This window comes from Herbiconiux sp. (genome assembly GCF_023264895.1).
GTDB lineage: Bacteria > Actinomycetota > Actinomycetes > Actinomycetales > Microbacteriaceae > Herbiconiux.
On sequence record NZ_JAHFUY010000021.1, the window covers coordinates 67111 to 83640 of the forward strand.

At 63.7% G+C, this 16530-nt stretch carries 15 protein-coding genes; 5 read left to right on the top strand and 10 right to left on the bottom strand.

What is annotated here, in order from left to right:
• Positions 1 to 94: 94 nt before the first annotated feature.
• The 6 genes from Q0D57_RS04135 to Q0D57_RS04160 form a co-directional block, all read right to left on the bottom strand.
• The gene (locus tag Q0D57_RS04135) at positions 95 to 1072 is read right to left on the bottom strand and encodes a hypothetical protein (RefSeq protein WP_291038594.1); all 978 of its coding nucleotides are present in this window, start codon (positions 1070 to 1072) and stop codon (positions 95 to 97) included.
• Between the two features lie 236 nt (positions 1073 to 1308).
• The gene (locus Q0D57_RS04140; RefSeq protein WP_291038596.1) at positions 1309 to 2337 is read right to left on the bottom strand and encodes a hypothetical protein; all 1029 of its coding nucleotides are present in this window, start codon (positions 2335 to 2337) and stop codon (positions 1309 to 1311) included.
• A 47-nt stretch (positions 2338 to 2384) separates the two neighbouring features.
• Positions 2385 to 3863, bottom strand: coding sequence for a sugar transferase (locus Q0D57_RS04145; protein WP_291038599.1), 1479 nt, complete (start codon positions 3861 to 3863; stop codon positions 2385 to 2387).
• A gap of 248 nt (positions 3864 to 4111) precedes the next feature.
• Positions 4112 to 4681, bottom strand: a complete 570-nt coding sequence (locus tag Q0D57_RS04150) for a hypothetical protein (protein ID WP_291038602.1) — start codon at positions 4679 to 4681, stop codon at positions 4112 to 4114.
• 383 nt (positions 4682 to 5064) lie between these two features.
• Positions 5065 to 6477, bottom strand: a complete 1413-nt coding sequence (locus Q0D57_RS04155; RefSeq protein WP_291038605.1) for a polysaccharide biosynthesis tyrosine autokinase — start codon at positions 6475 to 6477, stop codon at positions 5065 to 5067.
• Positions 6478 to 6561: 84 nt separating this feature from the next.
• Positions 6562 to 6717 (bottom strand): ribbon-helix-helix protein, CopG family, encoded by a 156-nt coding sequence (locus tag Q0D57_RS04160; protein WP_291038608.1) that lies wholly within the window; start codon positions 6715 to 6717, stop codon positions 6562 to 6564.
• 638 nt (positions 6718 to 7355) lie between these two features.
• Between Q0D57_RS04160 and Q0D57_RS04165 the strand changes: the two genes are divergently transcribed.
• Positions 7356 to 7616 (top strand): hypothetical protein, encoded by a 261-nt coding sequence (locus Q0D57_RS04165; RefSeq protein WP_291038611.1) that lies wholly within the window; start codon positions 7356 to 7358, stop codon positions 7614 to 7616.
• On the opposite strand, the gene Q0D57_RS04170 is transcribed toward Q0D57_RS04165, so the two are convergent.
• Together Q0D57_RS04170 and Q0D57_RS04175 are read right to left on the bottom strand one after the other, a co-directional pair.
• Complete coding sequence (locus Q0D57_RS04170) at positions 7574 to 8875, bottom strand: hypothetical protein (RefSeq protein WP_291038615.1); 1302 nt, start codon at positions 8873 to 8875, stop codon at positions 7574 to 7576. The genes Q0D57_RS04165 and Q0D57_RS04170 overlap by 43 nt on opposite strands.
• Before the next feature lie 974 nt (positions 8876 to 9849).
• Entirely contained in the window at positions 9850 to 10899 is a 1050-nt protein-coding gene (locus Q0D57_RS04175) for a hypothetical protein (protein WP_291038618.1), read from the bottom strand.
• Positions 10900 to 11360: 461 nt separating this feature from the next.
• Between Q0D57_RS04175 and Q0D57_RS04180 the strand changes: the two genes are divergently transcribed.
• The 3 genes from Q0D57_RS04180 to Q0D57_RS04190 all read left to right on the top strand — a co-directional run bounded on the left by Q0D57_RS04180 (position 11361) and on the right by Q0D57_RS04190 (position 14961).
• Positions 11361 to 13025, top strand: a complete 1665-nt coding sequence (locus Q0D57_RS04180; protein ID WP_291038621.1) for an O-antigen ligase family protein — start codon at positions 11361 to 11363, stop codon at positions 13023 to 13025.
• 140 nt (positions 13026 to 13165) lie between these two features.
• Positions 13166 to 14248 (top strand): cell wall-binding repeat-containing protein, encoded by a 1083-nt coding sequence (locus Q0D57_RS04185; RefSeq protein WP_291038624.1) that lies wholly within the window; start codon positions 13166 to 13168, stop codon positions 14246 to 14248.
• A 143-nt stretch (positions 14249 to 14391) separates the two neighbouring features.
• Complete coding sequence (locus tag Q0D57_RS04190; protein WP_291038627.1) at positions 14392 to 14961, top strand: CbrC family protein; 570 nt, start codon at positions 14392 to 14394, stop codon at positions 14959 to 14961.
• A gap of 286 nt (positions 14962 to 15247) precedes the next feature.
• Here the strand turns inward: Q0D57_RS04190 and Q0D57_RS04195 are convergent, their stop codons facing one another.
• Both Q0D57_RS04195 and Q0D57_RS04200 read right to left on the bottom strand, forming a co-directional pair.
• Entirely contained in the window at positions 15248 to 15649 is a 402-nt protein-coding gene (locus tag Q0D57_RS04195) for a hypothetical protein (RefSeq protein ID WP_291038630.1), read from the bottom strand.
• Positions 15650 to 15657: 8 nt separating this feature from the next.
• On the bottom strand, positions 15658 to 16023 hold the full coding sequence (locus tag Q0D57_RS04200) for a hypothetical protein (protein WP_291038633.1): 366 nt from the start codon (positions 16021 to 16023) through the stop codon (positions 15658 to 15660).
• 119 nt (positions 16024 to 16142) lie between these two features.
• Here Q0D57_RS04200 and Q0D57_RS04205 point away from each other — a divergent pair, with 119 nt between their 5' ends.
• A complete protein-coding gene (locus tag Q0D57_RS04205; RefSeq protein ID WP_291038635.1) occupies positions 16143 to 16475 on the top strand; it encodes a DUF4259 domain-containing protein in 333 nt (110 codons plus the stop codon).
• The last annotated feature ends 55 nt before the right edge of the window (positions 16476 to 16530 follow it).

Below are 16530 nucleotides of genomic sequence, written 5' to 3' on the forward strand. Positions count from 1 at the left end.
TCAACGATCCGGAGTTGCTTTAGCGAATTGGGCGTAACGGTTGCCGTCAGGATCACTACCGTCATCGTTTGTTCCTTTCGACTGAACTGTTGACTCACCGTCGATTGAACTCGCCGATGGCTCCCGCAAGAAGCGCGACAAGCAGGATGACCTGAGCACCAAACGAGGCCCAGGCTGCTCCCAATGCGCCGTATGGCACCGCGAGCACCAACACAGCAGAAAGCTGAACCACCACGGTCGACCCGAACACGATAGCAACAAAGCGATCACGTCCCAGCGACTGCATTCCCACCAACAACGGTTGCGACAAGATTGATGCAATCGAGACCATTGCCAGTATTTGCAACACTCCACTCGCTTCTGCATAGCCATTCCCCAGAAGGAAGTCAACGAGCCAAGGTGCAAGGACGAAGATTGCGATCGCTAGAACTATGGCGGTCGCCGGGAGCCAGAGACCCTTCCGAAGTACCACCCAAGCCGCGCGGGCGTCGCTGGACCGGGCAACGAATGGAGCAGACGCAGAAGAGAATGCAGCTGCCAGCAAACCCATTGGTTGCGTCCATCGGCTCACCGAACCGTATATTCCCGCGGGCACGCCGCCGCCGACCGCAGCGAGGATGGGAAGATCGAGCGACTGAGCACTCGTTGCCAATCCGGAAACACCGTAGAAGGTGGACTCCCGCCAAGGGTTGGTTCTGCGCCACCTAACCTTCGGACGAAACTGTTGCGGGGTCATCAGCCGCCCCATCACGGACGCGGAAAGCGAGCCCAGGGCGAGACACAACCACAAGACTGCGACCGGTTCAAAACCCAGGAGACAAAGAGCGGTGAATGTGACGATCGCGACGGTCCTGTCCGTTAAAACGGAAAGGCCGACCCGCTCACCCAGTGCCGCTCCTCGTAAGGGGACTTGCGACACTTGATTTATTACGAGCGACAGTGCGATTGGAGCTGCTACCCATAGGAACTCGCTGCCGATGACTACTACGGTGATGGCTGCCCATAGGAGCGAGAGTGCGAACGCAACCGCGACCTTCCCAACGGAGCGTTCACCCAAGGCTGCTTCGCTCAATCTCCCGCTTGCTACTTCACGAACCCACAGTGCGTTCGAGCCAAAATCAATGAACCCTGCGCCAACGGTCCCTAGAGCAATCGCCGCAACGACCTGACCAAAGGTAGCCGGGTCGACTGATCTCGCTGCCCACAAGTACATGGCGGCAACCGCTACTTGCGCGAAGCCTGTGGCCCCAGCCAATACCACCGCTTGTAGTGCAACCCCGAGACGACGTCCCGGGGGATTTGCTTCCCTCACAGGAGAGACTTCACGAAATCCGCGGCGCCGACTGTGATGACCGGTCCTGGCCGCTTGGAAATGGCAGCTCGGCGAAATGCTTCCGCGAGTTCGTACTCATCGAGGTTCACCCATTCCGCAAGCGTCGGGATCTGTGAAACGTCGTCCATAAGGGATTGGGCGCCGCTCGCGACCACCCGTGTGCCGGCTGCGGCCGCCTTCCCCATCAACCCACTGGGCCCTTCGTTCGAGTGAGCCAGCACCACGCAGTCGACAGCGAGGACGAGAGCATCAAGCTCTGTGTCTGAAAGCAGCTCGTCTCGCACTAACACAAGGTTGCCGCCCTTCTTCAGGTCTTCCAACGAGGGCAAGGCGTCTTCTAGAGCCTCCCGCTGAATGCGCCCCGCAATGACAAGTCCAACATTGTCGACGCGGTTCAGCGCGCGAGCTACCAATGCAACGTTCTTTCGTGTAGTAACCGCGCCAAGCACTGCGAACCAGTAACGTGATTTCGATATGCCCCACGACTTCGTAATCGCGGCGACCTCGTCGTTGTTCGCGCGGAGCGTTACTGGGTCACGAGTGTATTTCTCATCCACGGATGACGAGGTCGCAGCTCTGAGAATACGCACGGTCACGCGTGCCCGGTGTGATGCGATCTCTAGCAACAAGCGCTGAACGCTTTTCTTCACCCGCTTAGTGCCTCTGTTTGCACCCATCTTGGGGTCACGCATCACAAGAACGCTAACGTCTCCATAGCCTTGCCAGCCTCGAAAGCCGATTCGATAGGCGGCACGATCCCCGTCTGGAATTACCGTCTTGGTGGGCCTGACGATCTTGGAAATCTTCTCGATGGACGAAAGGGACCGGCCCGGCAACACTGTCATATCAACTTTCGAGCGCACACCCGAGAGGTGTGCGTCTACCTTCTCGGAATTGACACCCGACAAAGCAATCGTGACGTCGTACCCCTCGCTCAAGGCACCCTCTGCCAAGATCGCGACGTAATACAGCCGATGCCCGCTCTCGTCGGGCTCGGCAATCAATAGTCGTGGCACTCAAGTCCAATCAAAGCTCGACATAAACATGTGTACTAGAACGCGTCCTTGCCGGGCGCCACCACAGCCCTCACCGTGCGCCAGAGAATTACGATGTCTCCGGTGAGTGACCAGTTCTCGACGTAGTACAGGTCGAGTCTGATGGCATCATCCCAGGAAAGACTCGACCTACCGCTGACTTGCCACAGACCTGTCATCCCTGGCTGAACGATAAGTCGACGTTTTGCGGCGTTGTCATACAGCTTCACCTCGCCCTCACGCTGGGGCCTCGGACCAACCAGGCTCATGTCTCCTCGAAGAACGTTCCAAAGTTGAGGAATCTCGTCGATCGAGTACTTCCGCAACACCGAACCGATCCGGGTCACACGTGGGTCGTCAACAACCTTGAAGAGAGGCTTATCGGACGTCCCCTGCGCAGCGAGCAGGGCCGCGAGTTCAGCGTCCGCTCCAACCCTCATGGACCGGAACTTCAACATTTTAAATGGGTCGCCGTGTCTGCCAATTCGTTCCTGACGATAGAAGATCGGGCCCTTCGAACTGAGCCGAACAGCAAGCACGATCGCTAGAAACGCGGGAGATAGCAGAATCAAAAGCGCAGCGGATCCTACGGTGTCGAATAAGCGCTTGGAGAACTGTTTCCATCCGCCGTAACGCGGTGTCTCCACGTGTATGAGAGGCAGCCCGGCAACGGGGCGTGTGTGCAGCCTAGGGCCCGCAATATCGATGAGGCTTGGGGCCATGACCAAATGCTGCCGCCCAGGTTGAAGGCTCCAGCTCAACTCCCGCACTCGCTGTGGGGGTAGATCGTCTGCGCTCGTAATGACGACGGTATCTGCGCCCACTTGGTCTAGAGCCGAGCGCGCGGAATCCAAGTCGCCAAGCACAAGCAGATCCTCGAGCGGTGGATCGTGAGGGCGTGGCGGCGGCACACACACTCCTACGACTCGATATCCAGCCTCTGGTTGCCGAGCCAGCTCCGTGGAGATGTGCAATACGGACGACCGGGAACCTACCAGAAGCACGAGGGACGAAAACTCGCCGCGAACGCGTTTCACCCCGAGCCACTGCCGCCACATCCAGCGCGAGAAAATCAAGACAACCAGCCCGAGGGGGAAGGCAATCAGCACGTATCCGCGGGCGAGGCTAATTTGAAGTAGGAGGGCGACAATCGCTACCAGTCCGAAGACTCGAATCGTGGCGTCCGCAATCAAGCGGTACTCCTGGCTTCCAGCCCCTACGACGCGATGCTCGCGCGTTCCGTACACATGGAGCATCAATAACCACGCAGCGAGAATTGCTACCGATATCGCCGTGTAATTGATCGCGAGGTCTGCCGGCCGGTCCTTGAAGGCGACGTCTTCCACGTCAAAACCGAACCATGCAATCTGGACCCCGAAAATGACCCACGCAAGTACAAGGAAGTCTGTAACTAAGAGACTACGCGCGTACCTTTGTCGCCAACCCAGTCGCTCTGCAACGGGACTCACTTCTCGTTTGGTGGTTGCGCTCCCCATGACTCCCCCATCGTGTCCTCTCACCCTGGAACGACAGCGTCCGGTCTCAGACTAGCCGACCAACCGCTCCGAGCCCCCGCAGGACTGGCGATGCTCAACCTCCCGTGACTCACCTAGAACCCGGTAGAAAGTCGCATGTCCCGAGACTTGCATAGCATCGCGCTCCAATCCTCGCCTGTGGTATCGACTTTTGTCGGCTCGTTTGTCGTTCATATTCGTGCGGTGTCAGCAATGCGCGAACAACACCGTCAAGCCAGGTCGTTCCACGTGACGCCCTGGTCAGCCGATACGAGGATGCGGTCGTCGAGCCAGATCATTGCGTTGTCGCCGTCGAGGTCTAGGGCGACTGGGGCCCCGATCTGAAGGACCGGCACGCAAGAGATGTCAAGACCATCTTCTGGGATTGTTTGTAGGTCGTAGCGGCGAATACCGAGGCCATCACAGTCCGCGACCCCAGAGATACCAGCAAGGGCGGGGCCTTCGTCGTTGGCGGCAAGGGCTTCGGCGTTTACTAAGGAGAGAAGTTGCCATGACGAGGACGCTGGGTCATACACGTATAGCGCATCGGAGCATTGCAGGACGGCTCGGGGGGCGAGGCCCACTATGCCGAGGGGTTGGGGGCACGGGGGTTCGGTTGTATTGCCAAAGACGCTAAGAGTAATGAAGTCCGCGTCGTAGTACGTGAATTCAGCCAGGCGCTCCGGGGTTAGTGCCCAGAATTCACCGCTCGTGTATGACGTGAGCAGAGTGACGTCGCAATTCGGGAGCGTTCGGACAACTGCGTCTATCTGGGTGTCGGCGGTGTACGCGAGGTTCACGATCTCACCCACCGAGGTGTTGCCGAATGAAATAGGCGTCCAGGCGCCGCCAGGGGCAGCGAGAACGCTGACATTCGGGACCGCGACCCCGCATGAGCCTGTGGTCGCGCGGATCGCGGCTCCAGAGTTGCTGAGAGCCAGGAGACGGTCCGCGCCGGGCTGGTCGTCGGGACTGTTCGCACCTGCGGGGGTTGGTGTAGAGCTGGGAGTGGTGCTGCGCTGGGCTGACCAGGTGGGCGCGGGCCCAGGGGCTTCGCCGCTTCCCACGATCTGAGGAGAGCGGAATGCATAGACCACCAGCAAGAATGCGACGACGGCTAGCAGCACGACGGCCGCGATGGCGATTAGTCCGCTCTGGTTGCTCGTACGGCGTGACGCAGACACTAGGCCTTGATCTTCTTTTTGCTGGCTCTGGGCTCGTCCTGGGAGTAGCCGTACCCATAGCCATAGCCATAGCCATAGCGGCTGTAGCCGTACGAATCGGGACCCCTGGTGGGGAGCATCGTGAGTACTACACCCGCTAATTTCGCGCCGACGTTCTCGAGAGCAGCGACTGCGCCACGCACTTGATTCTTGTGGGCGCGGCCGGCGGCGACCATCAGAAGGGCACCCGTGGTGTTCTTAGCGAGGACAGCAGCGTCGGTGACGGGGAGAAGGGGCGGGGCGTCGAAGAGGACGGTATCGAAAGAATTCTCTAGACCGCGGATCAGAGTGACCATGGCCTGTGATCCGAGTAGCTCGCTAGGGTTCGGTGGCACTTTTCCAGCGGGCAGGACATAGAGGTTCGTGTCGCCCCAGCGCTGGATGACGTCGTTAGGCTGAGCGCGGCCCACAAGGACGTCTGTCAGACCGACGCCGCCCTCAAGCCCGAGGTACTCTGCGAGCTTGGGCTTGCGCATGTCGGCATCGACGATGATGACGTTCTTGCCGGCCAGAGCTACCACGATGGCGAGGTTGGCGGCGGAGGTGCTCTTGCCCTCGCCCGGGACTGACGAGGTGACGACGAAGCTGCGGGAGGTCACGCCCACGTTGAGGAACTGGAGGTTGGTGCGGAGGGTTCGGAAGGATTCGCTGCGGGGGCTGCGGGGGTCGTCCTTCACGACGAGGGGGTTCTGAGGCGTGCTCTGGTCGAAGGCGATGCCGCCGATGATGGGGGCGTCGGTGATGACCTCGACGTCGTGCTCGTTGCGGATGCGGGTATCGAGGGCTTCGCGGAGGATGGCAATACCAACCCCGAGGGCGAGGCCAACGAGGGCGCCGAGGGCGATGTTAAGAGGGACGTTGGGGGACGACGGGGAGAACGGGATCAGGGCTTGCTGGAGGAGCGTGATCTTGACCGGGGTGATGCCTTCGGCGTTCTCAGCCACGAGGCCGGTTACGACGTTCTCGAAGCTGGATGCTACTGCGTTCGCGATCTCGGCGGCCTGCCTGGGGTCGGTGTCGGCGACTGTGATCTCGACGATGACGGTATCGAGAGGGGACGACGCTGAAACCTGAGCAGCGAGCTGGTCGACGTTGATGGGGAGTTCGAGGGCCGCGATCACCGGCTGCAGTACGACCGGAGTGTTGACGACATCCGCGTAGGACTTGACCTGGTTCTGGAGGAAGCTGCCGCCCTGGGTGAGATCGCTGATCGAGCCTGAGGACTGGATGGAGACGAAGACCTTGGAGGTGGCCTGGTACTCGGGAGTCTTGACGATGGAATATGCGGCGGCTGCGGCGACACCTACGAGAGTGAGGACGACGATGAAGATCCATCCCTTGCGAAGGACTCTCAAGTAATCGCGAAGCTCCACGCAGACACCCTCTCCCCAGGAGTGACCTTGACAGCCACTGCAGCATTCACAATGCTCTCATACCTGCGGGGGACGGCTTGTCTGTCAGGCGTCCTCTTGCCAAAGGGAGTCCTCGAGGAGCTTCTCGATCGCGGCTCGGACCACGTCGGAGACGGACATGCCTCGGGCCGCCGCGAAGGCCTTGAGCTCCGCGTAGGTCGATTCTGGGAGGCGGAAGGTGTCGCTGCGGCGCTTTCTCATTACCTATTGAGGACGAGCAGATGAATGCACCAGTCAAATTGCCCAACCGGCTTCGGCGGTGTCGCAACGGTGGCATCCGGGTTCCCCGCAGCGAGATGATCTACAAATTCAAGGCTTGCTCCGAGGACTGCGCTGATGATCTTTGGATCACGGAGTTTGCGGTCGACGAGTGAGCATTCGCTCCGCTCGCTGGGAGGCGCCCTCGGGGCGCCGACGTGGTGGGCGCGCACGACGGCACTTGGGCGTCACTCGCAGCGCGGGCACCAAGTGCGGCGGTCGAGCTCGTCGACGTTCACCATGACGACGTTGTGCACTTCGCAAGGGGTTGCAATTGTCACCATTCGAATTTCCTCCGCTCTTCCGTTATCTGCAGACTACGGGTGGCCGGATTGCCGGCTTGTAAACAACGGGAGAAGGTTTCAGACGCTCGATGACCTCGACCATTCCGCATACGATGTCGTTCCGCTAATTGGACAGTCAAAATACTGGGCGACCGCGCCGGGCCCATACCGACGCTATCTGACATCACGGACCCGCACATCTGGACGTTCGGAGCAACGGCGGCGAACGCCGCCTCCATCGTGGAGACATCACACCCCCTCGCTTACTGCGGCGGCTAATCCGTCGTCGGACCCGGCATGTCCTTCGCCCGTTGGTACGCAGGCACGATCCCCGGCAACCGCCGCGTAGCGCCGTGGCTCGATTGCGTTGCGGCGCAGTATGAGGTCGCGGCGAGTGACCCGGACGGCGCTGTGTGCGTCTTCGATCTCTTCTACCGAGTGAACTCCGGGGCACCAAGAACAGCCGGTGGCCTGCTCGACTCCGGCAAGGCCCGCCCGGGCGACATCTGGAACCGCTACATCGCCGAGGCGCTGACCAACTTCGTGCTACCGCGTTGACCGCCGGATTCCACACCGTGCTTGCTTGGCCGCCACATCGGGTACGCGGCCACACCGAGTGCGAGCATGATCCAGAAGCCAGGCGATTGGCTGAGCGGCTGGGACAGAAGCAGCGTCACGAAAAGGACCAGAGTCGGGCCAAGGGCCAGCCATCGCTGAGATGACTGAGCCCACGGCAAGACGAATGCGAGCACAGACAGCACGAAGCCTGGCAGCCCAATTACAGCTATAGCCGCAACGAGATTAATGCTGCTCATCGGGGCGTCATAGCCGGTGGCGTTAGCGGCTAGCGGATTGTTCAGGATCGCCGCGATCCCGTTCTCGAGCGCGGTCTGCCGGTCGGTCACAGACACCGGGTTGAGCTCCGTCTTAGCCAACAGACCGACCACGGGGGCGAAGAACGCAATGTACGCGGCGAACATCAGGCCGAAGACCCCGGCAAACTGTTTCAGGATCGCCTTGCCGGACGGCAGGCCCTCGTGCCAGAGCAGATTCTGCAGCACCCACACCACGATGAAAGCAGCGAATCCGGCAGTGGACTGGGTGCCGACTAGGCCGACGAAGAGCACGAGCTTGAACGGCCACGAGTTCCACCGTGTGCGGGGAAGCATGAAGTAGGCCCACCCGAGGAGCGCCGCCATCACGCCCGATTCGCGACCGATCCCGAGGAACCTGGGAACGCTGATTCCGCCGAACGTAAACGACGAGTAGGTGAAGGTGACGGGCAAGTAGAGGGGCACCGTCTTGCCCTCGTAGCCGGCGTCGATGTTTGCCACGAACCCGGTGCCGAATCCGAAGATGTTCCAGATGAGGAAGGTCAAGATGAAGCTCAGGCTGAGCACGAAGCAGATGACAATAAGCCCGTGCACGATGACCACTCGGCGCAGCGCGTTGCGCAGCACATAGACGGTGGCGAGGAGTACCCCGAATGTCAGCACGCCAATGGTGAAGGTCTGCTGGGCATCGTGTTGGGGCCGGACAGTGAGCTGCAGCATCGACCACAACCAGAGCAGCCCTGCTAGCAGCGCGAGGGTGCGCAACGCCCGGTCGTTCGGGGTGGTGGCGCGCATGTCGGCGAGAACGGCAAACAAGAGTGCGCCTCCCACCATGGCCGTACCCACGATTGTCAGCCGTTCCCCGAGGATGAAAGGACGGATGAGGGGTATCGCCCCCACCACGAGCAGCGCAGAGACGATGCTGAGCGCGTTCTGAGCGGCGGTTGGCTGTGCCGCCAGGCTTCTTGTAGCAGTTGAGGTCATCGTCCGTTCCGATTGATGTCGTCAACGCGTCGAAGCACGGCTGCTCGCGCCCACAGGAAGAGGCACATCCCTGCTATGGACAGGAGCGGAGCGGCCGCAAACCGGAAGTTCCCGAGAAGCAGCGAGAGGGTTGAACCTCCGCCGATGCAGGAAGCCGCCGCGAAGAACGTCCAGGCGACGCGATCAGTTGTGCTCGCCCCGGCGTACCGTCGCGAGACCCACGCCAGCAAAACCTGATTCACATTGCGTGCTGGTTTAGGAGGTAGGAGTTCTGGCATTGCTCGTTGAAGAAGCGGAAGTCCATCTCTTCCTGGGGCTGCTCTAGGCTGGCGCCGCAACTCATGCAAATGCTCTTGGCGGCCTCCGCGTCGATCGCAGCAGTCGCTCGTCGTTCGCTGGATCAACTAGCGAGGCGGGATGCGGGAGTGGAGTCCATGTCGGTGATCATATCGAACCGACGCACCCGGAAAGAAGCGCCAAGGTCCCGCTACCATTCCAGGGTGAGTGGGGGCCGCATCATTCGACGGTGGTCGCAAACCGTTGGCCCCCACTCACTCCATGAGCGCAACCAACGACCGGGATCGTGCACCCCTGCCGTGCGGCCACGTGAGCATAGGAAGTCCCTGGCTCTCTCCGTTACGAAACGTGTGGCGTAGTTTCGGCTGACACCTTCGAGCCGGCGCAGGGTCGTCCTATCAGCAGCGCTCTCTGCTCTCGACGATCAATAGGGGCGGCGATCAGCCGATCGACATTGTTCAGCCGGGCACTTGCCGTCTTCATCGCGAATGGAGAACGACATGACGCATCCTTCGAACGCGCTAGCGCCCACCAGAACTCGACCGACCCCATGAGCCTGAAGGCCGCCCCTACTGAGAACCAGGCATAGCTCATCGCGGGTGCACATATTGCCACGATCCTGCCCGCCATGCGGACTCGTCGCTTTCCGTCGTAGAAGCGAGCTGCGGGGGCCGCAGCTAGCGCTTCCACCAGGGTTTGCGGCTCGGCGGTGGGGTTTCGGGGAGCTGGGTGTTGCGCTCGGAGGGGTTCAGGGCCCACGGGAGTCTCATGGGGCTGACGTGTTCGCGGAACTCTAGGCGGCCGCCGTGCTCGAGGAGTTCTCGGTAGACGTCGGAGAGCAGCAGGGGCTTGCCGATGACGACGCCGGGGACTTCTTCGCCGGCGATGAGGGTCCAGTAGGTGCCGAGGTGGAATTTCTCGAAGACCCAGCCGTTCTCGAGCACGAGGCGCGTGCCTTCCGCAGCGGGGTGACCGAAGTCGCGCAGCCACGACGCGTAGTCGTCGTAGGTCTCTGGGTACCCGGGGTCGAAGACGTGCTGGGTGACCTGTCCCGGTGCTTGCGGCACCGAGGAGCGATCCACCCAGTCCTGGAAAAGTTGCTGCTTTCGGCGCCACACGGCTTGCGCCTGGTCCGGCCCGTCGAAATGGAAGTCGGGGGCCGCGAAGGGGCATCCGGTGATGCTGAAGGTGCAGAGGTGCGCGCTTCCCGTTCGCGGGTCGATGTGGAACATGTCGGTCTCCCACTTCGAGTCGACTGCGGCCACTCGATCGGGTGACTTCCTCGGCTCGATGGGTGTCCTGGTGGCGACGACCTCGACATCCTCCTTGCCCTGACCTTGTGCGCCTTGGAGACGGAGGCGGAGGTCGCGGGCTCTCTGGCGGGCCTCCTCCTGCTCTTGCTCCTGCTCCCGCCGCTCCTGGTCGACTCGGCGCTGACGCGCGGCCTGCGCCTGTCGCTCGGAGCCGCGCTCGTCGATCGCACGGATCGCGGCACGGTGCTCGGCCTCACGCACCACGTCGAGGATGTCCACCCTCTCGCCGTAGGCGTTGATCATGTAGCCGGCCGCCTTCGTGGCGTTGAACAGCCTGGTCTGCACGAGGTAGTTCTCGGCGGCGCCGGGATCCATATGCGAGAGCTTCTCGATCAGCCGGTCGTGCTGCTCATCCATGCGAGCCTTCGCCGCGTGCTGCTCCTGCACGAATTTTTTTGAGGGACCCCAGATCATGGACTCAATCTATTGCTTCGCCGCAGCATCGATCAGGAGATCAGACACATGCGCTCGCGCAGACCGGCGCGACGCGGGGTGGGTCTTTTGGGCGAGTTATTGGCTCGGGGCTGGCGGGCGGCCGCGGAGCGGACGCGGGAGATAACTCGCCCGAAAGATCCACCCCGCGGCGTGCCACCCCGAGATGGTCGGCAGGTGGGCGGGCGGGGTGGGCGCTAGCCTGGCGGCGGGGGGCGACTCTGCCGGGGGCAGGAGCGATCCGTCAGTGGTGGTCGGTGTGTTGAGGGGGCCAGGTGGGGGCGACGAAGAGGAGTGGGGCTGCCGCGCGGAAGGGCGCGGGGGCTGCCGTGGAGAGTGCGCGGTCGCTGGCGTGGGCTCGGGCCGGGCTGTGGTTGGCCGCGGCCGCGCTGGTGGTGTTTTTGCCGGAGGGGATGATCCGGTGGTTCCTGCCTAAGGAGGCGGTGTTCGCTCTGGCCGTGTTCGCCGCGGTGGTGGCGAGTGGGCGGGGGCGGGTTCCTCGGTGGATGCTCGTCGCGATCGGGGTTGCCGTGGTGCTGCTGGGGGTGGGGGTCGCGTTTTCCATGAGTCCCTGGGCCGCCGTGTGGGGGCGGTGGCCTCGGTATGAGGGGCTCGTGTCGCTGCCCGTGTACGCGGCCGCGGTGTTCGCGGGGGCGCGACTGCTCGGGCCGGGGAGCAGCGAGAGCCGGGTGAGGTCGTGGTGGTCGGCCATGTCGACCGCGAGCATCGCGCTCGGGGTGGTCGGGCTGCTCGAGCTGGCCGGACTCGCTCCTCTCGCGTCGAACCTCGAACGGCCCGGCGCTCTGCTCGGCAATGCGACCGACCAGGGCATCCTCGGCGCCGCCTTCTTCGCCCTGCTCCTGGCACCCGCCGTCGCGCGGTGGCGGCACTCCCCCGGGCCGCGACCGTGGCTCATCACCGCCGGAGCTCTCGCCGGGTTCGTGTCGGTCGTGGTCTCCGCCTCGCGGGCGGCGTTCGTGGCCGTGGGGCTGACGCTGGTCGTGCTCGCGGTGTTCGCTCTCGTGCAGTCGGCGCAGCGACGTCGGGAGGCCGGCGTGCGGTCGTCGCTCGGGCGGCGCATCCGGGTGCCCTTGATCGCGGTGGCGGGAGTCGCCGGGCTCGCGGCGGTGGCTCTGGCCGTGCCGCTCACGCGGGAGCGGCTGCTGGGGCTGAGCCCGCTGTCGTCGCGCACCGTCGCCGACCGGGTGCAGATGTGGGGCGAGACGCTGCGGCTCATCGGCGGCGACCCCGTCACGGGAGCCGGACCGAGCGGCTTCATCGACGCCATCCCCCGCTTCCACACCGCCGGGTGGTACGAGGTGGTGGGGTCGCAGACCGTGCTCGATTCACCGCACAACGTGCTGCTGCAGGCGGCGGTGGCGGGTGGGGTGCTGCTGCCGGTGGTGCTGGTGGCGGCCGGTGTGGTGGCCGTGGTGTGCGGGGCACGCGCCTGGGGGCGTGCGTCGGGTGGTGCGGCGGGGCGTGTGGCGGGCGTCGCATCCGGTCGTGGGCCGTTGCTGGCCGGGAGTGCTGCGGCGCTGATCGGGATCGCGGGGGCGCTGCTGACCACGTTCACCGTGGCGGCGACCGGGATTCTCGCGTGTCTGCTGGTGGGCATCCTGGTGGCGGTGCCTGCTGCGTCGACTCCTGAGGTTTCTTCTGGGCGGGTGCCGCTGCGGCGGCGGGTGCTGCAGGGTGTTGTCGCGGTCTGGGCGGTGGCGCTCGTGGCGACGGCGGTGGCCGAGGTTCCGATGCAGCAGGGTGTGGTGGCGGCTCGGGCCGGGGAGGTCGCAGCGGCGCAGCAGGCGTTCGAGGTGGCGCAGGCTCTGCGGCCGTGGGATGCGGATGTGGCGTCGATCGCGGCGCAGTCGCTCGCCGCTCAGGCGCTGGAGGGGCGGGTGGAGGCTGCGCCGCTCGCCGAGCGCTGGGCCTCGGCGGCGCTCGACCGGGTGCCCGACTCGATCCCGGCGCTGAGGGCGCTGGCCGCTGCTCAGGATGCGGTGGGAGACATCGACGGCGAGCTCGCGACCCTCGATCGCATCATCGAGCTCTCGCCGAACGATCCCGACGCGATCGAGCTGCGTGCGGAGGTGGCGGCGGGGCGCTGACGCACGTCACCCCGTTCGGGTGTCCCTGAAAAAGGGGGCGGCAGGGGTGCACCTGGTCCAATACGGTGGCAGCGGCGAGGGCTCGGGGGACGATCGCGCTCGGCGAAGCCGCCGCCCAGACAGAAGTCGAAGGGAAATCCATGCTGAACAACGCACACTCCACGGGGTCGCTGAGCGACCAGAGCACGCGGCGGCGGTGGAAGGTGGCCATCCTGGGCCTGATGGCCTTCCTGCTCGCGTTCGGGTCGCTGCTGGCGCAGGCGCCGGCCTCGGCCACGGAGGCCGATGCGGCTGCCGCGCCGGGTGTGACGGTCGACCGGGTGGCTGGGGCCGACCGCTACGAGGTGGCGGTGAACATCTCGAAGCAGCAGTTTCCCGAGAAGTCGTTCTTCGCGTTCGTGGCGTCGGGGGCGAACTACCCCGACGCTCTGAGTGCGGGCCCGGCTGCGGCGAGCGACTCAGGCGGAGCGCTGCTGCTCACCACGCCGGATGCGCTGCCGCCGGTCGTGCTGGCCGAGCTCACGCGATTGTCGCCGACGATCGTCTTCATCATCGGTGGCCCGAACTCGGTCTCGCCGGCGGTCGAGGCGGCCATCGAGGCGCTGCCCAACAACCCCAGCGTGACCCGCATCTCGGGTGAGGACCGCTACGAGGTCTCGCGCAACGTCGCGACCTACGAGTGGTACTCGAGCCCGCCGTCGACGGCCTACGTGGCGACGGGTCAGAAGTTCCCGGATGCGCTGTCGGCGGGTTCGGCCGCGGCTCTCGCGGAGGCGCCTGTGGTGCTGGTCTACGGCCCGGCGACGACGGTCGATCAGCCCACGGAGCAGCTGCTGCTCGACGGTGACAAGTCGACGATCAAGATCGCGGGTGGGCCGAACTCGGTCTCGGCCGGGATCGAGACCGACCTGAAGTCGTTCACCGATTCGGTGCTGCGGCTGGGTGGTGCCGATCGGTTCGAGGCCTCGCAGACGATCAACGACGACGCCTTCAGCACTTCGGGGCGGGTGTTCCTGGCGACGGGGCTGAAGTTCCCGGATGCGCTGGCGGGCGGTTCGTGGGCGGGCAAGCTCGCGGCGCCACTGTTCGTGGTGCCGAGCGACTGCGTGCCGCAGGGGGTGCTCGACTCCATCGCGGATCTCGGGGCCACGCAGGTGACACTGCTCGGCGGTGAGGCGTCGCTGAGCCCGGCTGTGGCGGCGCTGACGCCGTGCGCGACCTGATCGCGCTTCCGTTCTGAGGTGGGCGGGCGCTTCGGCGCCCGGCCTGCGGCCCCGCACTCTCCCCACGAGGGTGCGGGGCCGTTGTGCGTTCGACCACCGCTCATCGGGCGCTGGTTCATGGATGCGCGTGGAAGAATCACAGCGTGCAACACGCATCCGTCTCTGGTGAACTGCCCATGTTCCGATTCAGCCCGAATGCTTATGAGTTGGGATTGTTCGAGGTCGAAGACGGAACCTGCCAGTCCTGTGGCCTTCGACGGTCGATGCGCTACACCTCGTCCTTCTACTCTGTTGAGGAGGTCTCGTACATCTGCCCGTGGTGCGTGGCGGACGGCACAGCTGCACGGGTGTTCGACGGCGAGTTCACGGACCGTGCCTCTATCGACGGAGTTCCTCACGACCGGACCCTGCCGATCACGGTGGACGAAGTCGAAGCGGAGGAGGTGGCCACTCGCACGCCCTCGTTTCCGTCATGGCAGCAGGGGGGATGGCGATCGCACTGTGGCCGTCCGTGCGCCTTCCTAGGCGATATCGGGTCAAGCGATCTGGCGCGCTATCTCGAGGAACCCGACTTCCTGGCGGACGTGAACGGAGGACTCGGCTGGGATCCAGATCTGATTCGCACCCGCCTCCGGGCAGCCGGTGACCTCGCCGGATACCTTTTCCGTTGCATGACCTGCGACGCACATCGCCTCCACGTCGACGCGAGTTGACCCCGGCCCGCCGTCGCCGGCCCCCGGACGGCCGGCGCCGACGTTCGCTCGCTGTCGTCGTCGCTTTGCGGGGCTCTTCGCCGTCATGTGGCTGCCACTGCTGTTCGGCTTTGCGGGCTGGCTCTGGCTCTACCCCGTGTTTCTCCTCCTGTGGCTTCCGATCGAGATCATGGCCGTCGTGGAACTCTTCGGCGCGGCACGCGCAGCTGTGTCCCCTCGCCTCTCTTCCGACCCTCTGGTTTGGCGGATTCGTCAGCTTCTTCTAGTGCCCGATAGGACGGGATGCTTACTGCAGGTCCTCGAACGAGTCCTCACCGGGGCGCCAGACCATCCACTCACGATCAGAGAATCCACTCAGCATGGCAATCTCCACATAGACCTCGTCGAGCGTTGGGTGAAGCCGAATGGAGCCCCGTTCAAAGTGCAAGCACAGGCCGACGCCGGTCGCCTCCTGCGTGTCGACGACCGTCCCCGGAATCAATTGTCTGAGAGCGTCTGCGTATCCGAGGTCCGGCTCGTGAAATGTGACGCCATCAAGTGTGACTTCCGGCCAGACGTCGCAGTTCAAGATCGGCTTGTCAGCGGTGTCGCTGTCGAAGCGCAATTGCACGTAGTCCATGACGAACTGCACCGAATACATCCGGAACCCGATCAGACGAGACAGCAGCTCGTTCGGGACGTAGCTCACCGTTCCTCCTAGACGCCGGCGTCGCGTCGGACCTCGACTGCGAGCGGCAGCCTGTCATAGTCGAGTTCACTGAGCAAGTAGTACTCGACGCTTGACAGGCGGCCGCGGCTGATCCAGATCATGACTCCCGCGACGCACACACCGTCGCGGTACACGAGTTGATCGGTCGGCTCAAGGATGCCGTCCGGAGCGGGAATCGGAAGCAGACCCGAATCGACCTCGAGGTCGAAATCCAGGTCACCCGTGGCAAAGGTCGTCCGCCGCGCCGTCAGCAGTTGGTCTCGAGCTTCGCGCGCACCGTTCCAGTCGCCTTCGAGGAGCTTGCTCAACAGCGCAGACTCGTCGTCGCTCAACTCTCGCGAGGGCTCCAGCACGATCTGAGTCTGACAGATCGAGTGCGATCGACGATGACGTGGTGCCGTCCGGTCACTGCGTCTGAGTGAGAAAATTGTCCAGCATGCCACTCTGGCGTGCAAACGCTATCGTCGTCGACATGGGTGCATGGGGCGCGGGGCCGTTCGAGAATGACGGAGCTGCCGATTTGGCAGGCGACATCGATGAAGGAAGGTTCTCCTTCACAGCGATTGAGACTGAGTTCGAGGACGAATCGTACTTAGAGGTCGACGGAGGTCAATGGGTGCTGGCCCTTGCAGAGATCGTTGTGTCGTCCCGTGAAGGACGTGAGCTGCCGGTGCCAGGGGATTTCTCTGCATTCGTTGCGGGGCTCTCCCCGGAACGAATTGCCTGGATTCATCACCATTGTCGGCGGCGGCCGAATATTGGACGGTTTCGGCGGGTGAAAAGTGAACGGTTGCGGGCAGTCTAGTTCGAGGGTTCGTCGGTGGTGGTTCTGATGCTGGGGAGGCTGTCGATGCCTCGGC